This window comes from Vibrio chagasii, from assembly GCF_024347355.1.
Taxonomy (GTDB): domain Bacteria; phylum Pseudomonadota; class Gammaproteobacteria; order Enterobacterales; family Vibrionaceae; genus Vibrio; species Vibrio chagasii.
In genome coordinates this window covers 2364404-2378865 of record NZ_AP025465.1, presented here as the reverse complement: position 1 = coordinate 2378865, position 14462 = coordinate 2364404, and the positions used below count along the sequence as shown (strand labels likewise).

Sequence of the window (14462 nt, the reverse complement as noted above, 5' to 3'; positions counted from 1 at the left end):
GATGTGTTCCACATTAAATAGCCGCAGTTAAGCGACTATATGCTGTTAGCCGCTATGCTAATCCTGGGAATAGGTTACGCAAGCCGTTCGCAATGAACTCGATGCCAAGCGCACCAAGAATCAAGCCCATGATACGGGTGATAACGTTAATCCCAGTTTGACCTAAAAAGCGCACGATAACAGGCGCTGAACGGAACAGAAGCCAAGAGCAAGTTGCGAACGCAATAATGCTGATACCAATTCCAATGGTATCAATTGCCGCAGGATAACGAGAACCGTAAACAATAGTAGAACTGATTGCACCCGGACCCGCCATTAAAGGCATCGCTAAAGGCACAACACCGATTTGTTCTTTACTGATGTACTCAGACTTTTCCTGCTTGTTCTGTTTATCTTCACCCAGCTTACCGCTCATCATCGAAAATGCGATGCTCAATAACAGTAAACCACCCGCTACGCGAAACGAGTCTAGTGAAATGCTAAACATATCGAGTAGCAACTGACCTGCAACTAGCGACACGATCAAGATAACAGCAACGGCAATATTAGCTTGTAAGGCAGTCCTGTTTCTCTCTTCTGGCGGCATATGAGCAGTAAGAGAAACGAAAACAGGCATGATGCCGATTGGGTTAACGGCTGCAACAAGCCCAAGGAAGAATTGCATAAAGATTGCGAGTTCTAAACCTTGCATGGGAGCGATCTCCAAGTAACGTAAAGTAGGATAGTGGGTTTGATCTGACCTTTATCAGAGTGCGTAATGTAAGGGACAAATTCAATCAGAGCGAATGAAAAAAACTAACGTGAAGAGGGGGCTATTTTTTAGAAAAACTAATTGAGTGTGAGATGTGTAATGCTGTTGTTATAAAGTGTTTTCTCGTGTTTCGTGTTGTAACGTGATTTGAATTAAATGTTGCCTCACGCGCGCTTTTAATAAAAATTATGACAGTTTCTAGCTGGTTGCAACGGTATGGATATACTCTCAGTAGCACAGTTTTGGCCGTATACATGTAAGTGAGCTGACTAAAAATGAAACTTTTTTACAGTTTATGACGCTATGTAGAAAAAGTTTGTCTGTTTGCTTGTTTTTGCGCGAGCGAAAAGTGTGATGTTAATCTATATAAATCATGCTCTTAAGTTCATTTTTTCGATTGCCTTACTACTTTCTGGTTAATTCCTTTTTGGTAACTGATCTGGGTCAATTTTTTTCACACAGTGAAATAATATACTCAGCCCTGAAAGCGATTTACTAAGAACGCTGGTGTTTAAGGTTAACGGCAAGCAGCGAGTTTAATAAAAAGTTTTAAATATTTATTATTTTAGGAGATCCACCATGCCTGTAACTAACTTAGCGGAACTTGATGCTCTAGTAGCTCGCGTCAAAGCAGCACAAGAAGAGTTTGCAACATTCTCTCAAGAGAAAGTAGACGCAATCTTCCGCGCAGCTTCTCTTGCTGCTAACCACGCTCGTATTCCACTTGCACAACAAGCAGTAGCTGAATCTGGAATGGGTATTGTTGAAGATAAGGTTATCAAAAACCACTTTGCATCTGAATTTATCTACAACAAATACAAAGACGAAAAAACATGTGGCATCTTAGAAGAAGATGACAACCTAGGCACAATGACTATCGCTGAGCCTGTAGGTATCATCTGTGGTATCGTTCCAACAACGAACCCAACTTCTACAGCAATCTTCAAATCTCTAATCTCTCTTAAAACACGTAACGGCATCATTTTCTCGCCACACCCACGTGCAAAGAACTCAACTAACGACGCAGCGAAACTTGTACTAGACGCAGCGGTTGCAGCGGGTGCTCCAAAAGACATCATCGGTTGGATCGACCAACCATCTGTAGAGCTTTCTAACGCGCTTATGAAGCACGACGGTATCGCACTTATCCTTGCTACTGGTGGTCCAGGCATGGTTAAAGCAGCATACTCTTCTGGTAAGCCTGCTATCGGTGTTGGTGCTGGTAACGTTCCTGTAGTTATCGATGAAACAGCTGACATCAAACGTGCTGTAGCATCTATCCTAATGTCTAAGACATTCGATAACGGCGTTGTATGTGCTTCTGAGCAAGCTGCAATCGTTGTTAGCGATGTATACGAAGAAGTTAAAGAGCGTTTCGCTTCTCACAAAGCTCACGTTCTGTCTAAAGCTGACGCAGATAAAGTACGTAAAGTACTTCTTATCGACGGCAACCTAAACGCTAAAATCGTAGGTCAACCTGCTCCAGCAATCGCTGAAATGGCTGGTGTTAAAGTTCCTGCTGATACAAAAGTACTTGTAGGTGAAGGTCTTGGTAAAGTTTCTTACGATGACGAATTCGCTCACGAGAAACTATCTCCAACTCTAGGTCTATTCCGCGCAGATGACTTCGAAGACGCTGTTGCTCAAGCGGTAACTATGGTTGAAATCGGTGGTATCGGTCATACATCTGGTCTTTACACTAACCAAGATACTAACGCAGAGCGCATCCGTTACTTCGGTGACAAGATGAAGACTGCTCGTATCCTGATCAACATCCCTACTACTCACGGTGGTATCGGTGACCTGTACAACTTCAACGTTGCACCTTCTCTAACTCTAGGTTGTGGTTCATGGGGTGGTAACTCTATCTCTGAGAACGTAGGTCCTAAGCACCTTATCAACAAGAAAACTGTAGCGAAGCGAGCTGAAAACATGTTGTGGCACAAACTACCTAAGTCTATCTACTTCCGTCGTGGTAGCCTTCCAATCGCAATGAGCGACCTAGAAGGTAAGAAACGCGCATTCCTAGTAACTGACCGTTTCCTATTCAACAACGGTTACGCTGATGACGTAGTTAGCCTGCTTAAAGCACAAGGCATCGAAGTTCAAACTTTCTTCGACGTAGAAGCGGATCCAACACTATCTGTTGTTGAGAAAGGCGCTGAAGCAATGAAGAGCTTCCAACCTGACGTAATCCTAGCTCTAGGTGGTGGTTCACCAATGGATGCTGCGAAGATCATGTGGGTTATGTACGAGCACCCAGAAACTCACTTCGAAGAACTAGCAATGCGCTTTATGGATATCCGTAAACGTATCTACAAGTTCCCTAAAATGGGTCAGAAAGCTGAGCTTGTATGTATCACTACAACTTCAGGTACGGGTTCAGAAGTTACTCCATTCGCGGTTGTTACTGACGACAAGACTGGTGCTAAGTACCCACTAGCTGACTACGAAATCACGCCAAACATGGCTATCGTTGATGCTAACCTAGTAATGAACATGCCTAAGTCTCTAACAGCATTCGGTGGTTACGATGCAGTAACTCACGCTCTTGAAGCTTATGTATCTGTTCTTGCTAACGAATACTCTGATGGTCAAGCTCTTCAAGCTCTTAAGATGCTTAAAGAATACCTACCATCAAGCTACAAAAATGGTGCGGCTGACCCAATCGCTCGTGAGAAAGTACACAATGCAGCAACTATCGCTGGTGTAGCATTTGCGAACGCATTCCTAGGTGTGTGTCACTCAATGGCTCACAAAATTGGTGCTGAGTTCCACCTACCACACGGTCTTGCTAACGCACTACTTATCTCAAACGTTGTACGTTACAACGCGAACGATAACCCAACTAAGCAGACAGCATTCTCTCAGTACGACCGTCCACAAGCACGTCGTCGTTACGCTGAAGTTGCTGACCACCTAGGCCTAAGCCAAGCTGGTGACCGTACTGCTCAGAAGATTGAACGTCTACTGACTTGGTTAGAAGAGCTTAAGAAAGACCTAAACATCCCACTATCTATCCAAGCTGCGGGTGTTAACGAGTCTGACTTCGTTGCTAAACTAGACGAGCTAGCTGTTGAAGCGTTCGATGACCAGTGTACAGGTGCTAACCCACGTTACCCACTTATCACTGAGCTTAAAGAAGTACTAACAACTTCTTACTACGGCGAAGCATACGTTGAAGGCGAAACTTTCGAAGGTACTACAGTTATCCTTAAGAAAGCTGACCAAAAACCAGCTGAATCTAAAGCACCAAAAGCTAAAAAAGAAAAAGCTAACGCATAATAAGTAAGCATTAGTTTTGAGATAAGTTTTCGCTAGCACGATACTTATCTATCGGGAAAAGTTAAAAGCCCCAGTCGCAAGACTGGGGCTTTTTTTATGCTGTTGATTAGTGAATTTCCCTTAGAGTTGCGACTTTATCCGAGTAGGAATGGGGGAGTCTAAACCTCTGCTGCTACAACTCGTCCACTGAAGTAATCATTAGAGATAATGTATTCAGCGGTTCGGGTGAGTTCGTCTTGCAGTTGTGCCCAGTGACAACGGTTGAACTTACCATCGGCGTTGTGAATCGCAGGAACGACACCGCCCACACGGATCTTAAATGGGGTGAGTTCTTTGGCCCAGCTGTGGGTAAAACCGGTGATCATGGAATTGGCGCTTTCTAGTCCGGATACATCGTGAAAGTCATCGTGCGATATGACATTCACGATAACCCCTTCTTTGTTTTCTTCTCGTAGCCTCTCAGCGCTGATTTGGCCAAAAGCAAAAAGGGTCGATGCCATAGAGGAAAGATCATTAATAAAGCTGCTGACGGGCTGATCACCAATTAGGCTCGGCATCGGTGAACTTATCCAGTTATTGACCAGTACATCGGGGGGGGTGTTGAAAGTGGTTTGGATAAAATCAAATACGCTAAGAATCGCTTGGCTGTCATGGCTTTCGAGCGGGTAGTGGTAAACAGAATCAGAGAACCGAGCACATTGTAAATAAGTAGCCTGAAGCGCTTCAGTATCGTTATCGCAAAGGATGACGGTGGCTCCAAGGTTCACAAAGTGGTTCGCAATCGTCCCTCCTAGTCGCGAACCGGCAGCTGTTACCAATATGATTGAGCTTTTTATTTCCATCCCAGTACCTAAACAAATCATCCATGTAGGATAAGGATGGGTTAAATTTTATACAATGGGTGTGAATTGGTTCAAACTAAGTTAGGTGAATTAATAAGTTTTTATGAACTTAGTGGCATGTCACATTTTGTAGTAACTTCAAGCAGTAATCGACATTTGTTAATTTGAGAGTGCCTAATGCTGGTGGTTCATATCACTCTCGTGAATCATTCGAATGGCGTGAATTGAATAAAGCAGATAGAGATGCAGAAATAAAGTGAGACTGAAGCTATACCTGAGCCTGGATCTGATACTTACGTTGAGCGGAAGATAGCTCGTTGTACAGCGTTGCTGATGGTAAGTCAGGCTGGTTTTTGTTTGCTAGCTTACGACGATCGTGACCAGATAGGTTTTGGTAAACTTCTTCAGGTAAGTCACCAGTGTCTTCTGGCATAAATGCCAGTGCTTCTGGTTTTAGATAGTGACAGAGCTTAGCACTCACCAAGCTTGATTGGTGAAAGTGATTAGACTGTTGTGCTGATATCTCGTAAGACGATTGATTTGAACGCAGTTGCTGAGGTTCGGCGATGCCAAACTGTTTACGGAGGCGATTTTCCGTTGTCTCTGTGACTTCAATAGTATCGATAGGCGTACAGTCTCGAACATCATTAGAGAACATGGATAACAGCAACGCGAAATCCGCACGGCGACCTTGCTCAACCGCTTGGCTGATTCCGATGCCGAACTTCAGTTCGTTGATGATTCCTGCTTTATCTAAGGTATGTATTTGCATGACGCCTCTCATTTGATACACCTTTAACGGCATGAAGGCAGCAAACTTTAGTCTTTAATTACAAGCGAATAGAGATTTAATTTAGGCTGGGAAAGGGTAGTTAAAAGGGCTAGGTTATTGATCGTTATGTTCGTTGTTTACTATGTAGCAGATCGTAGATACAAAAAAGCTCACGCCGAGGCATGAGCTTTTAATAGTTAACTCGCTATAAATAGCGCAGCTTGAATAATAGATTACTTAGCTAGGTTCTCTTCTACGAAAGACCAGTTTACTAGGTTCCAGAATGCAGCCATGTAGTCAGGACGAACATTGCGGAAATCGATGTAGTAAGCGTGCTCCCATAGGTCAACAGTTAGAAGTGGAGTAACACCTTCTTCTGTTAGAGGAGTCGCAGCGTTAGAAGTGTTAACGATGTCTAGAGAACCGTCAGCTTTCTTAACTAACCAAGTCCAAGAAGAACCGAAGTTGTTGATTGCTGAATCAGTGAATTTTGCTTTGAATTCTTCGAAAGAACCGAATGCAGCGTTGATAGCTTCTGCAACAGCGCCAGTTGGTTCGCCGCCTGCTTTTGGAGCAAGACAGTGCCAGTAGAACGTGTGGTTCCAGATTTGAGCAGCGTTATTGAAAACACCACCAGTAGAAGTCTTAACGATCTCTTCTAGTGTTTTGCCTTCAAACTCAGTACCTGGGATAAGACCGTTTAGCTTAACAACGTAAGTGTTGTGGTGCTTACCATGGTGGAAATCTAGCGTTTCTGCTGAGATGTGTGGTTCTAGTGCGTCTTTCGCGTAAGGAAGAGCTGGTAGTTCAAATGCCATTGCTCAATTCTCCATTGATATGAAAGAGTTAACTCTTTCGATTGCTTCCAGTGATATTATTATTCATGGCTCGCTATGCTGCCAACCATGGTCAATTTGCTGACTTGGTTTCTAGTTTAGCAAGTTTTTACTTTATTAAAAGCATATTTCATCACTTTTATGTGAATTATTAGTTTAGCTTGTTAACCTCTTTTTTTATATGGTTTTTATTCTTTTGGTTTGGGGTAGAATAAAGGCAATAAAAGCCGTAATCCATTAACGAGGAAGCAATGGAAACTATCGATAAAATCAAACAGCAAATTGAAGAAAACACTATTCTACTGTACATGAAAGGTTCTCCTAAGCTACCTAGCTGTGGTTTCTCTTCTCAAGCGTCTCAAGCTCTAATGGCATGTGGCGAAAAATTTGCTTACGTAGATATTCTACAAAACCCTGATATCCGTGCAGAGCTACCAGCTTACGCACAATGGCCAACTTTCCCACAACTTTGGGTTGAAGGTGAGCTAATCGGTGGTTGCGACATCATTCTTGAGATGTTCCAAAAAGGTGAACTTCAGCCAATCATCAAAGAAGCGGCTGCTAAAGTTGCTGGCGATGACGCAGAGTAAGTTCTAGCCTTTATGCTGAACAGTAAACTAGGGGCCTTAATAAGGCTCCTTTTTTGTTGGAACTGAGAGAAGAATTGACTCGATAAGGAACGAACAATGGATGTAAAACTGCATTATGTACATGATCCAATGTGCAGCTGGTGTTGGGGATATAAGCCGACACTGGAGTTACTAAAACAACAATTGCCTGCGAGTATTGAGTTTAACTACGTAGTCGGTGGTTTGGCTCCGGACTCTGACGAGCCAATGTCAGAAGAGATGAAAAGTAAGCTGCAAGCTATTTGGAAGCAGATCGAAGCTAAGTTAGGTACTGAGTTCAATCATGAATTTTGGACTGAGTGTAAACCTGTTCGCAGCACTTACCCTGCGTGTCGCGCTGTTATTGCTGCAGGTTTCCAAGATCACTACGAGCAGATGCTTGAAGCGATTCAACACGCATACTACTTGCGTGCGATGCTGCCGCACAGTGAAGAGACTCATAAGCAATTGGCTGAAGAGCTAGGCATGAATGTTCAGCAATTCGAGAATGACCTTGCTGGTAAGTTACTAGAGGGTGAACTAGAAGATCAGCTGAGCTTCAAACATGCGATGGGTGTGAATTCTTACCCAACCCTAATGCTTGAAGTTGACGGTATCTTCACTGAAGTCGAGCTGGATTACCACTCATCAGAAACGACACTGAAGTCGATTCGAGAAGTTCTAGTAAAGAGCGCTCCTACCGTTTAATTGGCGATACTGAATCGTACTACTTCAAAGGCTTGCTCATAAGAGTAAGCCTTTTTTGTCATAGGTATGCGGTTCTTCCGTGTAACTTGGTGGGAGAAACGCCGGATACAAAAAAGACCGCTCTAGGCGTAATGCCAGTCAGTTAAGCTGACTGGCATTTTTCCTGTTCGTTGCATATTTTTGGGGTTTCAGTTTCACCCAACGAGGGTAACTTCTATCTTCTCTTCGAGGTGGCAGGGTAAACATGGATATTTGCTTGAGTAAGACTTCATAATGTTTAGGAAGTTTTCCAGGACTCGTTAAAGGTAAAGCCGCGAAGTATTGAGTCACAGCCATAGCACTACTCGTAAAGCTTAATTGATTTGGCCAGACGCTATCTAATTTAATCGCAGCCTTTGTCATAACTTGTCTTATAAGGTTATAGGCGAGCAAAATCCCCCAGAGCTCCTGCTTGACCATATCTGGGCGCTTACTTCGTAATGTATACTCACTATCAAGCAAGGTTTGCTTCATTTCCCGATAGCCTAATTCGATTTCCCAACGATAGCGATAAAGCTCTACGATGTCTTCACCAGGAAAGCGTAACCCATCACGCATTGATGTAAGTACCTGATATGTCTTCCCTTTGATGATTTTCGACACTAACCTTGCTTCTATTGTCTCAGGGAGATCACTGAACTTCTTTCTTGCCTGAGGTGTCGTTTTTATATCAACGATAGCGTCACTCTGACTGTATTTATGAACGACTTCATACTGGAAGTCTTTTCTCACAGGAAGCATCCAATGCCTTTCTTTGCCTACCTTATTCCAGCGATTAAGTAGCCCTAGAGAGTAGTATCCTTTGTCAAAAATAGTCAGCGAATGATCGGGGGTTTGTTCGATGAGTTCTTCTGCAAGGCGCATTTCGCTGGTGCGATAGTCAGAGAATGTACTATCGATTAGTTGATGACTTGTAAGCTCCATCAAGCAAACCATACGTACCTTAGGGTAAATATTCTCCGATGATTGATTGCTCTGTGCTTTAAACTCTTGATGATTTTCAGGTGTATCTGTCGTTCTCCAAACGACACCATCGACGGATAGAAGGTTTAGTCCACACCAAGTTTCGAAATTAGACGAGTGATAGCCATGCGTAGCCATCTTCTTAAAGACTTGTTTAACGCCTTCTTCGCCTAATCTCTGTCTCGCTTGAACAACAGCACTTGGGGCAACAAAGCGTTGTCTGTCTGGCAGGACAATATCGAGTTGGTTAGCAATATCCCAAACAGATTGTTGACGAAAGAGACTCATTCCAACAACGGACCAAAGTACGGCCTCCAAAGGTAACCGTCTTCTTCTAACGGTTGCGACGCCAGCTTGCTCAAAACCTTGCTGGATAAGCTCTGGACTAAGAATTTCAGAGTATTTTTCAAAGTGGTGGAAGGTATTACACGACTGAAAAGTATTGGCAAGTTGGCTTTCTAAAGACATAAAAAAATCCGATATTAGTTTCCTAATATCGGATTCTGAAGCCTTTTGAGGATCGGTCAAATGATCTCACAAATTTCTTAACTGATCGGTATTACGCTCTAGGCGGTCTTTTTAAGTTTTGGACATTGATTCTGACTATAGAACCTAGTTATAAGCTACAAAACCATAGCTGCAATCCAACCGAATACGATCAGTGGGATGTTGTAGTGTAGGAATGTCGGTACAACGGTTTCCCATACGTGCTCGTGTTGGCCATCAGCATTAAGACCAGACGTTGGACCTAACGTTGAGTCAGAAGCCGGAGAGCCTGCATCACCAAGTGCTGCCGCTGTACCTACTAGAGCGATGGTTGCCATAGGGGAGAAACCAAATGCTGCCGCTAGTGGAACGTAGATAGTTGCAAGGATTGGGATCGTAGAGAACGAAGAACCGATACCCATGGTTACCAGTAGACCAACCACTAGCATAAGTAGTGCAGCTAGAGGCTTATTGTCGCCGATGCTTGTTGAAAGTGCTTCAACCAAAGATTCAACGCCACCTGTTTGCTTCATAACTGCCGCGAAACCTGCCGCTGCAATCATGATGAAACCGATCATTGCCATCATGTGTACGCCCTTGGTGAAGACGTCTTGTGTCTCTTTCCAAGCGATTACACCACCGAAAGTGAATACCATGAAGCCAGCAAGTGCACCGATGATCATTGAACCCGTCGATAGCTGAACCGTTAGTGCTGCAACAATACCAGCTGCCGCTACTAGGATGTGCTTCTTGTTGATCTGTTTTGCTTCAGTTGAAACGACCGTGTGAGAGGTTTCTTTGTATTGGCGAGGCTTACGGTAAGTGAAGAACACTGCCGTCAGAAGACCGAAGATCATACCCGCAGCTGGTAGCAACATAGCCGTTGGAACTTGGCTCGCAACGACGCTTTCAAGACCGTTGTCGTGAAGGTTCTTAAGCAGGATGTTGTTTAGGAAGATGCCACCAAAACCGATCGGCAATACCATGTATGGCGTAATCAGACCAAAAGTAAGCACACACGCAACCAGACGACGGTCTAGATTCATTTTTGCGAATACGCCCAATAGAGGTGGGATTAAAATTGGGATGAAGGCGATATGTACTGGAATCACGTTTTGCGAAGACATGGTCACTAAGATCAAAGACGCAAGGATGCCGTATTTAAGACCAGTCGATGCCGCACTGTTCTCTTTGCCGTGAATGCGTTTAATAACACTTTGAGCAAGTAAGTCTGTGATACCAGAACGTGAGATAGCAACAGCGAATGTACCAAGCATGGCATAGCTAAGTGCAATCGTTGCACCGCCGCCTAATCCACTTTCGAAAGCCGCGACTGCGTCGTTCAAGCTCATACCAGAGGCTACGCCACCGATAATTGCACTGAACGTCAGAGCAACGACTACGTTTACGCGCATCAAAGCTAAAACAAGCATGATGCAAACTGAAATTACAACAGGATTCATATTATTCTCGGGATGTTGTGTTCTTTATTAAAGGTAATACGACAATACGTTTACCGATTCTATTTTTATTCTTCGTCAACAAGCGGCCAACCACCAAGGGCTTTCCATTTGTTTACTATGCCGCAAAATAACTCAGCGGTTTTTTGCGTATCATACAAAGCAGAGTGTGCTTCTTTGTTGTCAAAATCCATCCCTGCAGTGCGGCAAGCTTTAGCCAAAACGGTTTGACCATAGGCAAGACCACTAAGGGCTGCAGTGTCAAAAGTAGCAAATGGATGGAAAGGGACGCGTTTAAGCTTACAGCGCTCACTTGCTGCATTAACGAAGTTTAAATCGAATGTAGCATTGTGAGCGACCATGATTGCACGACTGCAATCAGAAGCTTTTTGTTCTTTTCTCACTAGTTTGTAGATTTCTTTAAGGGCTTCTTGTTCAGACACTGCGCCGCGTAATGGGCTAAATGGGTCTTTAATTCCGTTAAAGTCTAATGCTGCCTGCTCTATATTTGCGCCTTCAAAAGGCTCAATGTGAAAATGAAGCGTTGATGCAGGCTGCAGATCTCCGTTCTCATCCATTTTTAATGTAATGGCACAGATTTCTAATAATGCATCGGTTTCTGCGTTAAACCCTGCGGTTTCCACGTCGATGACCACTGGAAAATAGCCACGGAAGCGTTTTTTTAGGGTCAGAGCTTCGTTTTCTACAATCATGTTAGCCCAAATAAGTGTGATTAAGGCTGCATTATTGCAGATAATAGCAGTGATAAAAACTAGGGAAGGGCAATAAATCTTAAATTACCTAACCTATTGCGGCTTGATAATTGCATATTTAAACACGAGAGAAAAATGCGGCAATTGGCTGCATTGTTAAACGAATTGCTTAAGAGATACTCCACTTTATGAAGAAACAACTCATAACAGGTTCAATGCTATTTTCGCTACTTATGTCGTCATCAGCCATGGCACAAGAAAAGCGTTACGGAGCATCTCCTCAACAGTCGACATGGGAGATGGTGGCCAACACGCCATTAGAGTGCCGCTTAGTGCATCCGATCCCTAACTTCGGTGATGCTGAATTCTCATCCCGTGCGAGTAAAAAAATTATTTTAGATTTTGAGCTAAAAATGCGTCGCCCAATGGGCGCGACTCGTAATGTTAGCTTGATCTCGATGCCACCACCCTGGCGTCCAGGCGAGAGTGCCGATCGCATGACAACCATCAAGTTCTTCCAGCAATTTGATGGTTATGTTGGCGGGCAAACGGCTTGGGGGATCTTGAGTGAGTTAGAGAAAGGGCGCTATCCAACATTCAGCTACCAAGAGTGGCAGAGTCGAGATCAACGAATCGAAGTGTCGTTGTCATCGGTGTTGTTCCAAGAAAAATACAATGTGTTCAGTGATTGTGTTGCTAACCTGCTGCCTTACAGCTTTGAAGATATCTCTTTCACTATTTTGCATTACGACCGCAACAGCGATCAATTGAACAAGTCGTCACGTAAAAGGCTGAGTCAGATTGCTGATTATGTTCGTTACAACCAAGACATCGATCTTGTGCTGGTGGCAACGTACACCGACTCTGTCGACAGCAAAGGCATTAGTCAAAACCTTTCAGAGCGCAGAGCGGAATCGTTAAGAGAGTACTTTAAATCTCTAGGCTTGCCAGAAGACCGTATCCAAGTACAAGGCTATGGTAAACGTCGCCCGATTGCAGACAATAACTCGCCAATTGGTAAAGACAAGAACCGACGCGTTGTGATCTCTTTAGGTAGAACGCAGGTTTAGCTCCAATAAAATTTAAAGCTCATATTAGAAAGCCCGTCGTCATGACGGGCTTTTTATATCTGAATCAACAAACTATACGTTGCGTCTGCGAAAGAAACTTGCTTAGTTCAGGCGGAAACGAGCAATCATCTCGCAGTTGGTCGCGGTATCGATCTTTTCCACCATAGAGGCAATTTTAGGGTTTGGATGGCGTTTCATGAAATCGATAAGTGCTTTTTTACAACAGCCAATAGAATCAATAAAGCTAGCACATTGTGTATTGGGACACTGGGGGATCAGAGTCAGTACTTTCTCTGAAGCTAGTTGAAGGTATTTAAGTTCATACTCGGTATCACCCGCCCAGCGCCAGAATTGCGCAAGGTTATGACAAGATATCACCGAGATCAGTAACCGCTCATCGGCCTCTATATCTGTACGCTCAGTAATCTCCTCACTTAGGTTCAGTGCCTGCTGATAATGAAGAATACTTCGTATAGGATCGTCGAGCTGCAATGCCGTATCGGCGAGTAACGTGTGTTTTTCCCATTCGCTAATCATTGTATTACCTCACTAATCAATAGGGGTGATAATTTAAATGATAATCATTATCAAGTAAAGTTTCATCAGTGAGATTGTTAAGAATAATTGGTAAAGAATATCGGTTGTGGGGAGAGTGATAAAAAAGAAGCGAGCAGTGTGCTCGCTTCTTTGTTCATCTTATCAGGCGTTCTAGCCGTATCTCGCAAAGGTATTTCAGAATTAACCTTCTAGACCTGCGCTTGCTTGTTTGTTTTGAATCAGTTCGATCATGTAGCCGTCAGGATCTTTAACGAATGCGATGTGTGTAGAACCGCCTTTTACTGGGCCTGGTTCACGAGTCACGTTACCGCCTGCTGCTTTAATCGCGTCACACGTTGTGTAGATATCATCAACACCGATAGCTACGTGGCCGAAAGCAGAACCAAGGTCGTATTCAGTCGTACCCCAGTTGTATGTCAGCTCAATCACTGCACCTTGCGACTCGTCACCAAAGCCAACGAAAGCTAGCGTGTATTCGTACTCTTTGTTTTCGTTCTTACGTAATAGCTGCATGCCCATTACGTTTGTGTAGAACTCGATAGACTTATCTAGATCACCCACGCGTAGCATGGTGTGTAAAATACGACCGTTTGACATGATTTGCTCCTAGCTTTAACTATGTTTACGTTTTTGTAATTTTGTTTTCTGCCGCCAGACATTGCGACACTACTTAGCCTACTGGCTTGTGGTTCTTGCTTATGAACTTAGACGTCGGTTTTTTCTTTGAACTCACACAGGTCTTCAATAATACAGCTGCCACAGCGAGGCTTACGCGCGACACAGGTGTAACGTCCATGAAGAATGAGCCAGTGGTGGACATCCAGTTTGAACTCTTTTGGCACTACTTTAAGTAGCTTGGCTTCGACATCATCGACTGTCTTACCCATCGCGAGTTTAGTTCGGTTCGATACGCGATAAATGTGAGTATCAACGGCAATAGTTGGCCAGCCGAAAGCGGTATTCAAAACTACGTTCGCAGTTTTACGGCCAACACCAGGCAGGGCTTCCAGTGCGGCGCGATCTTCTGGCACTTCACCATTATGAAGATCAAGCAGCATACGACATGTCTTAATGGTGTTTTCTGCTTTCGAATTAAATAGACCGATAGTCTTGATGTACTCTTTCAGGCCATCGACACCTAGGTCAAAAATCGCTTGTGGGGTATTAGCAACAGGATAAAGCTTATCTGTGGCTTTGTTCACGCTGACGTCAGTTGCCTGTGCAGACAAGAGCACCGCAATTAGGAGTTCGAAAGGGCTACTCCAATTTAGCTCAGTCTCTGGCTTTGGGTTGTTTTCCCTCAAACGCTCAAGTATTTGTACTCGTTTTACATTGTTCATAGCGACATTACTTTCAAATAGTTAGGGTAGA

14 protein-coding genes are annotated in these 14462 nt (G+C 43.8%); 4 read left to right on the top strand and 10 right to left on the bottom strand.

The genetic code is table 11. From position 1 onward, the window contains the following. Positions 1 to 52 precede the first annotated feature (52 nt). Positions 53 to 691 (bottom strand): YchE family NAAT transporter, encoded by a 639-nt coding sequence (locus OCV52_RS10805; RefSeq protein ID WP_008223294.1) that lies wholly within the window; start codon positions 689 to 691, stop codon positions 53 to 55. A 639-nt stretch (positions 692 to 1330) separates the two neighbouring features. Here OCV52_RS10805 and adhE point away from each other — a divergent pair. Further along, positions 1331 to 4036: a bifunctional acetaldehyde-CoA/alcohol dehydrogenase gene (adhE, locus tag OCV52_RS10800; protein WP_137409135.1), complete on the top strand. Its 2706-nt coding sequence runs from the start codon at positions 1331 to 1333 to the stop codon at positions 4034 to 4036. Between the two features lie 158 nt (positions 4037 to 4194). Here the strand turns inward: adhE and OCV52_RS10795 are convergent, their stop codons facing one another. The 3 genes from OCV52_RS10795 to sodB all read right to left on the bottom strand — a co-directional run bounded on the left by OCV52_RS10795 (position 4195) and on the right by sodB (position 6468). Next, positions 4195 to 4878 carry an SDR family oxidoreductase gene (locus OCV52_RS10795; RefSeq protein ID WP_137409134.1) on the bottom strand — a complete coding sequence of 228 codons (684 nt, stop codon included), beginning with the start codon at positions 4876 to 4878 and terminating at the stop codon, positions 4195 to 4197. A 268-nt stretch (positions 4879 to 5146) separates the two neighbouring features. Continuing rightward, the gene (locus tag OCV52_RS10790; RefSeq protein WP_261900843.1) at positions 5147 to 5650 is read right to left on the bottom strand and encodes a VC2046/SO_2500 family protein; all 504 of its coding nucleotides are present in this window, start codon (positions 5648 to 5650) and stop codon (positions 5147 to 5149) included. Positions 5651 to 5883: 233 nt separating this feature from the next. Further along, entirely contained in the window at positions 5884 to 6468 is a 585-nt protein-coding gene (sodB, locus tag OCV52_RS10785; protein ID WP_004734050.1) for a superoxide dismutase [Fe], read from the bottom strand. 269 nt (positions 6469 to 6737) lie between these two features. On the opposite strand from sodB, the gene OCV52_RS10780 reads away from it, so the two are divergent. Both OCV52_RS10780 and OCV52_RS10775 read left to right on the top strand, forming a co-directional pair. Beyond that, positions 6738 to 7076 (top strand): Grx4 family monothiol glutaredoxin, encoded by a 339-nt coding sequence (locus OCV52_RS10780; RefSeq protein WP_004741702.1) that lies wholly within the window; start codon positions 6738 to 6740, stop codon positions 7074 to 7076. Positions 7077 to 7172: 96 nt separating this feature from the next. Then, entirely contained in the window at positions 7173 to 7802 is a 630-nt protein-coding gene (locus OCV52_RS10775) for a DsbA family protein (RefSeq protein WP_137409132.1), read from the top strand. Positions 7803 to 7940: 138 nt separating this feature from the next. Here OCV52_RS10775 and OCV52_RS10770 read toward each other — a convergent pair whose 3' ends face one another. The 3 genes from OCV52_RS10770 to rnt form a co-directional block, all read right to left on the bottom strand. Next, a complete protein-coding gene (locus OCV52_RS10770) occupies positions 7941 to 9272 on the bottom strand; it encodes an IS4 family transposase (RefSeq protein ID WP_137409199.1) in 1332 nt (443 codons plus the stop codon). A gap of 155 nt (positions 9273 to 9427) precedes the next feature. Beyond that, on the bottom strand, positions 9428 to 10753 hold the full coding sequence (locus OCV52_RS10765) for a Na+/H+ antiporter family protein (RefSeq protein ID WP_137408068.1): 1326 nt from the start codon (positions 10751 to 10753) through the stop codon (positions 9428 to 9430). Positions 10754 to 10818: 65 nt separating this feature from the next. Then, complete coding sequence (rnt, locus tag OCV52_RS10760; RefSeq protein WP_137408069.1) at positions 10819 to 11463, bottom strand: ribonuclease T; 645 nt, start codon at positions 11461 to 11463, stop codon at positions 10819 to 10821. A gap of 188 nt (positions 11464 to 11651) precedes the next feature. On the opposite strand from rnt, the gene motY reads away from it, so the two are divergent. Continuing rightward, a complete protein-coding gene (gene motY, locus OCV52_RS10755) occupies positions 11652 to 12533 on the top strand; it encodes a flagellar protein MotY (protein ID WP_137408070.1) in 882 nt (293 codons plus the stop codon). A gap of 102 nt (positions 12534 to 12635) precedes the next feature. On the opposite strand, the gene OCV52_RS10750 is transcribed toward motY, so the two are convergent. From OCV52_RS10750 to nth, 3 genes are all read right to left on the bottom strand, one after another. Then, positions 12636 to 13070, bottom strand: a complete 435-nt coding sequence (locus OCV52_RS10750) for a DUF2753 domain-containing protein (RefSeq protein ID WP_102426587.1) — start codon at positions 13068 to 13070, stop codon at positions 12636 to 12638. Between the two features lie 201 nt (positions 13071 to 13271). Then, the gene (gloA, locus tag OCV52_RS10745; protein WP_008220190.1) at positions 13272 to 13688 is read right to left on the bottom strand and encodes a lactoylglutathione lyase; all 417 of its coding nucleotides are present in this window, start codon (positions 13686 to 13688) and stop codon (positions 13272 to 13274) included. A gap of 107 nt (positions 13689 to 13795) precedes the next feature. Next, positions 13796 to 14431: an endonuclease III gene (gene nth, locus OCV52_RS10740; RefSeq protein ID WP_061033814.1), complete on the bottom strand. Its 636-nt coding sequence runs from the start codon at positions 14429 to 14431 to the stop codon at positions 13796 to 13798. Positions 14432 to 14462: the final 31 nt, after the last annotated feature.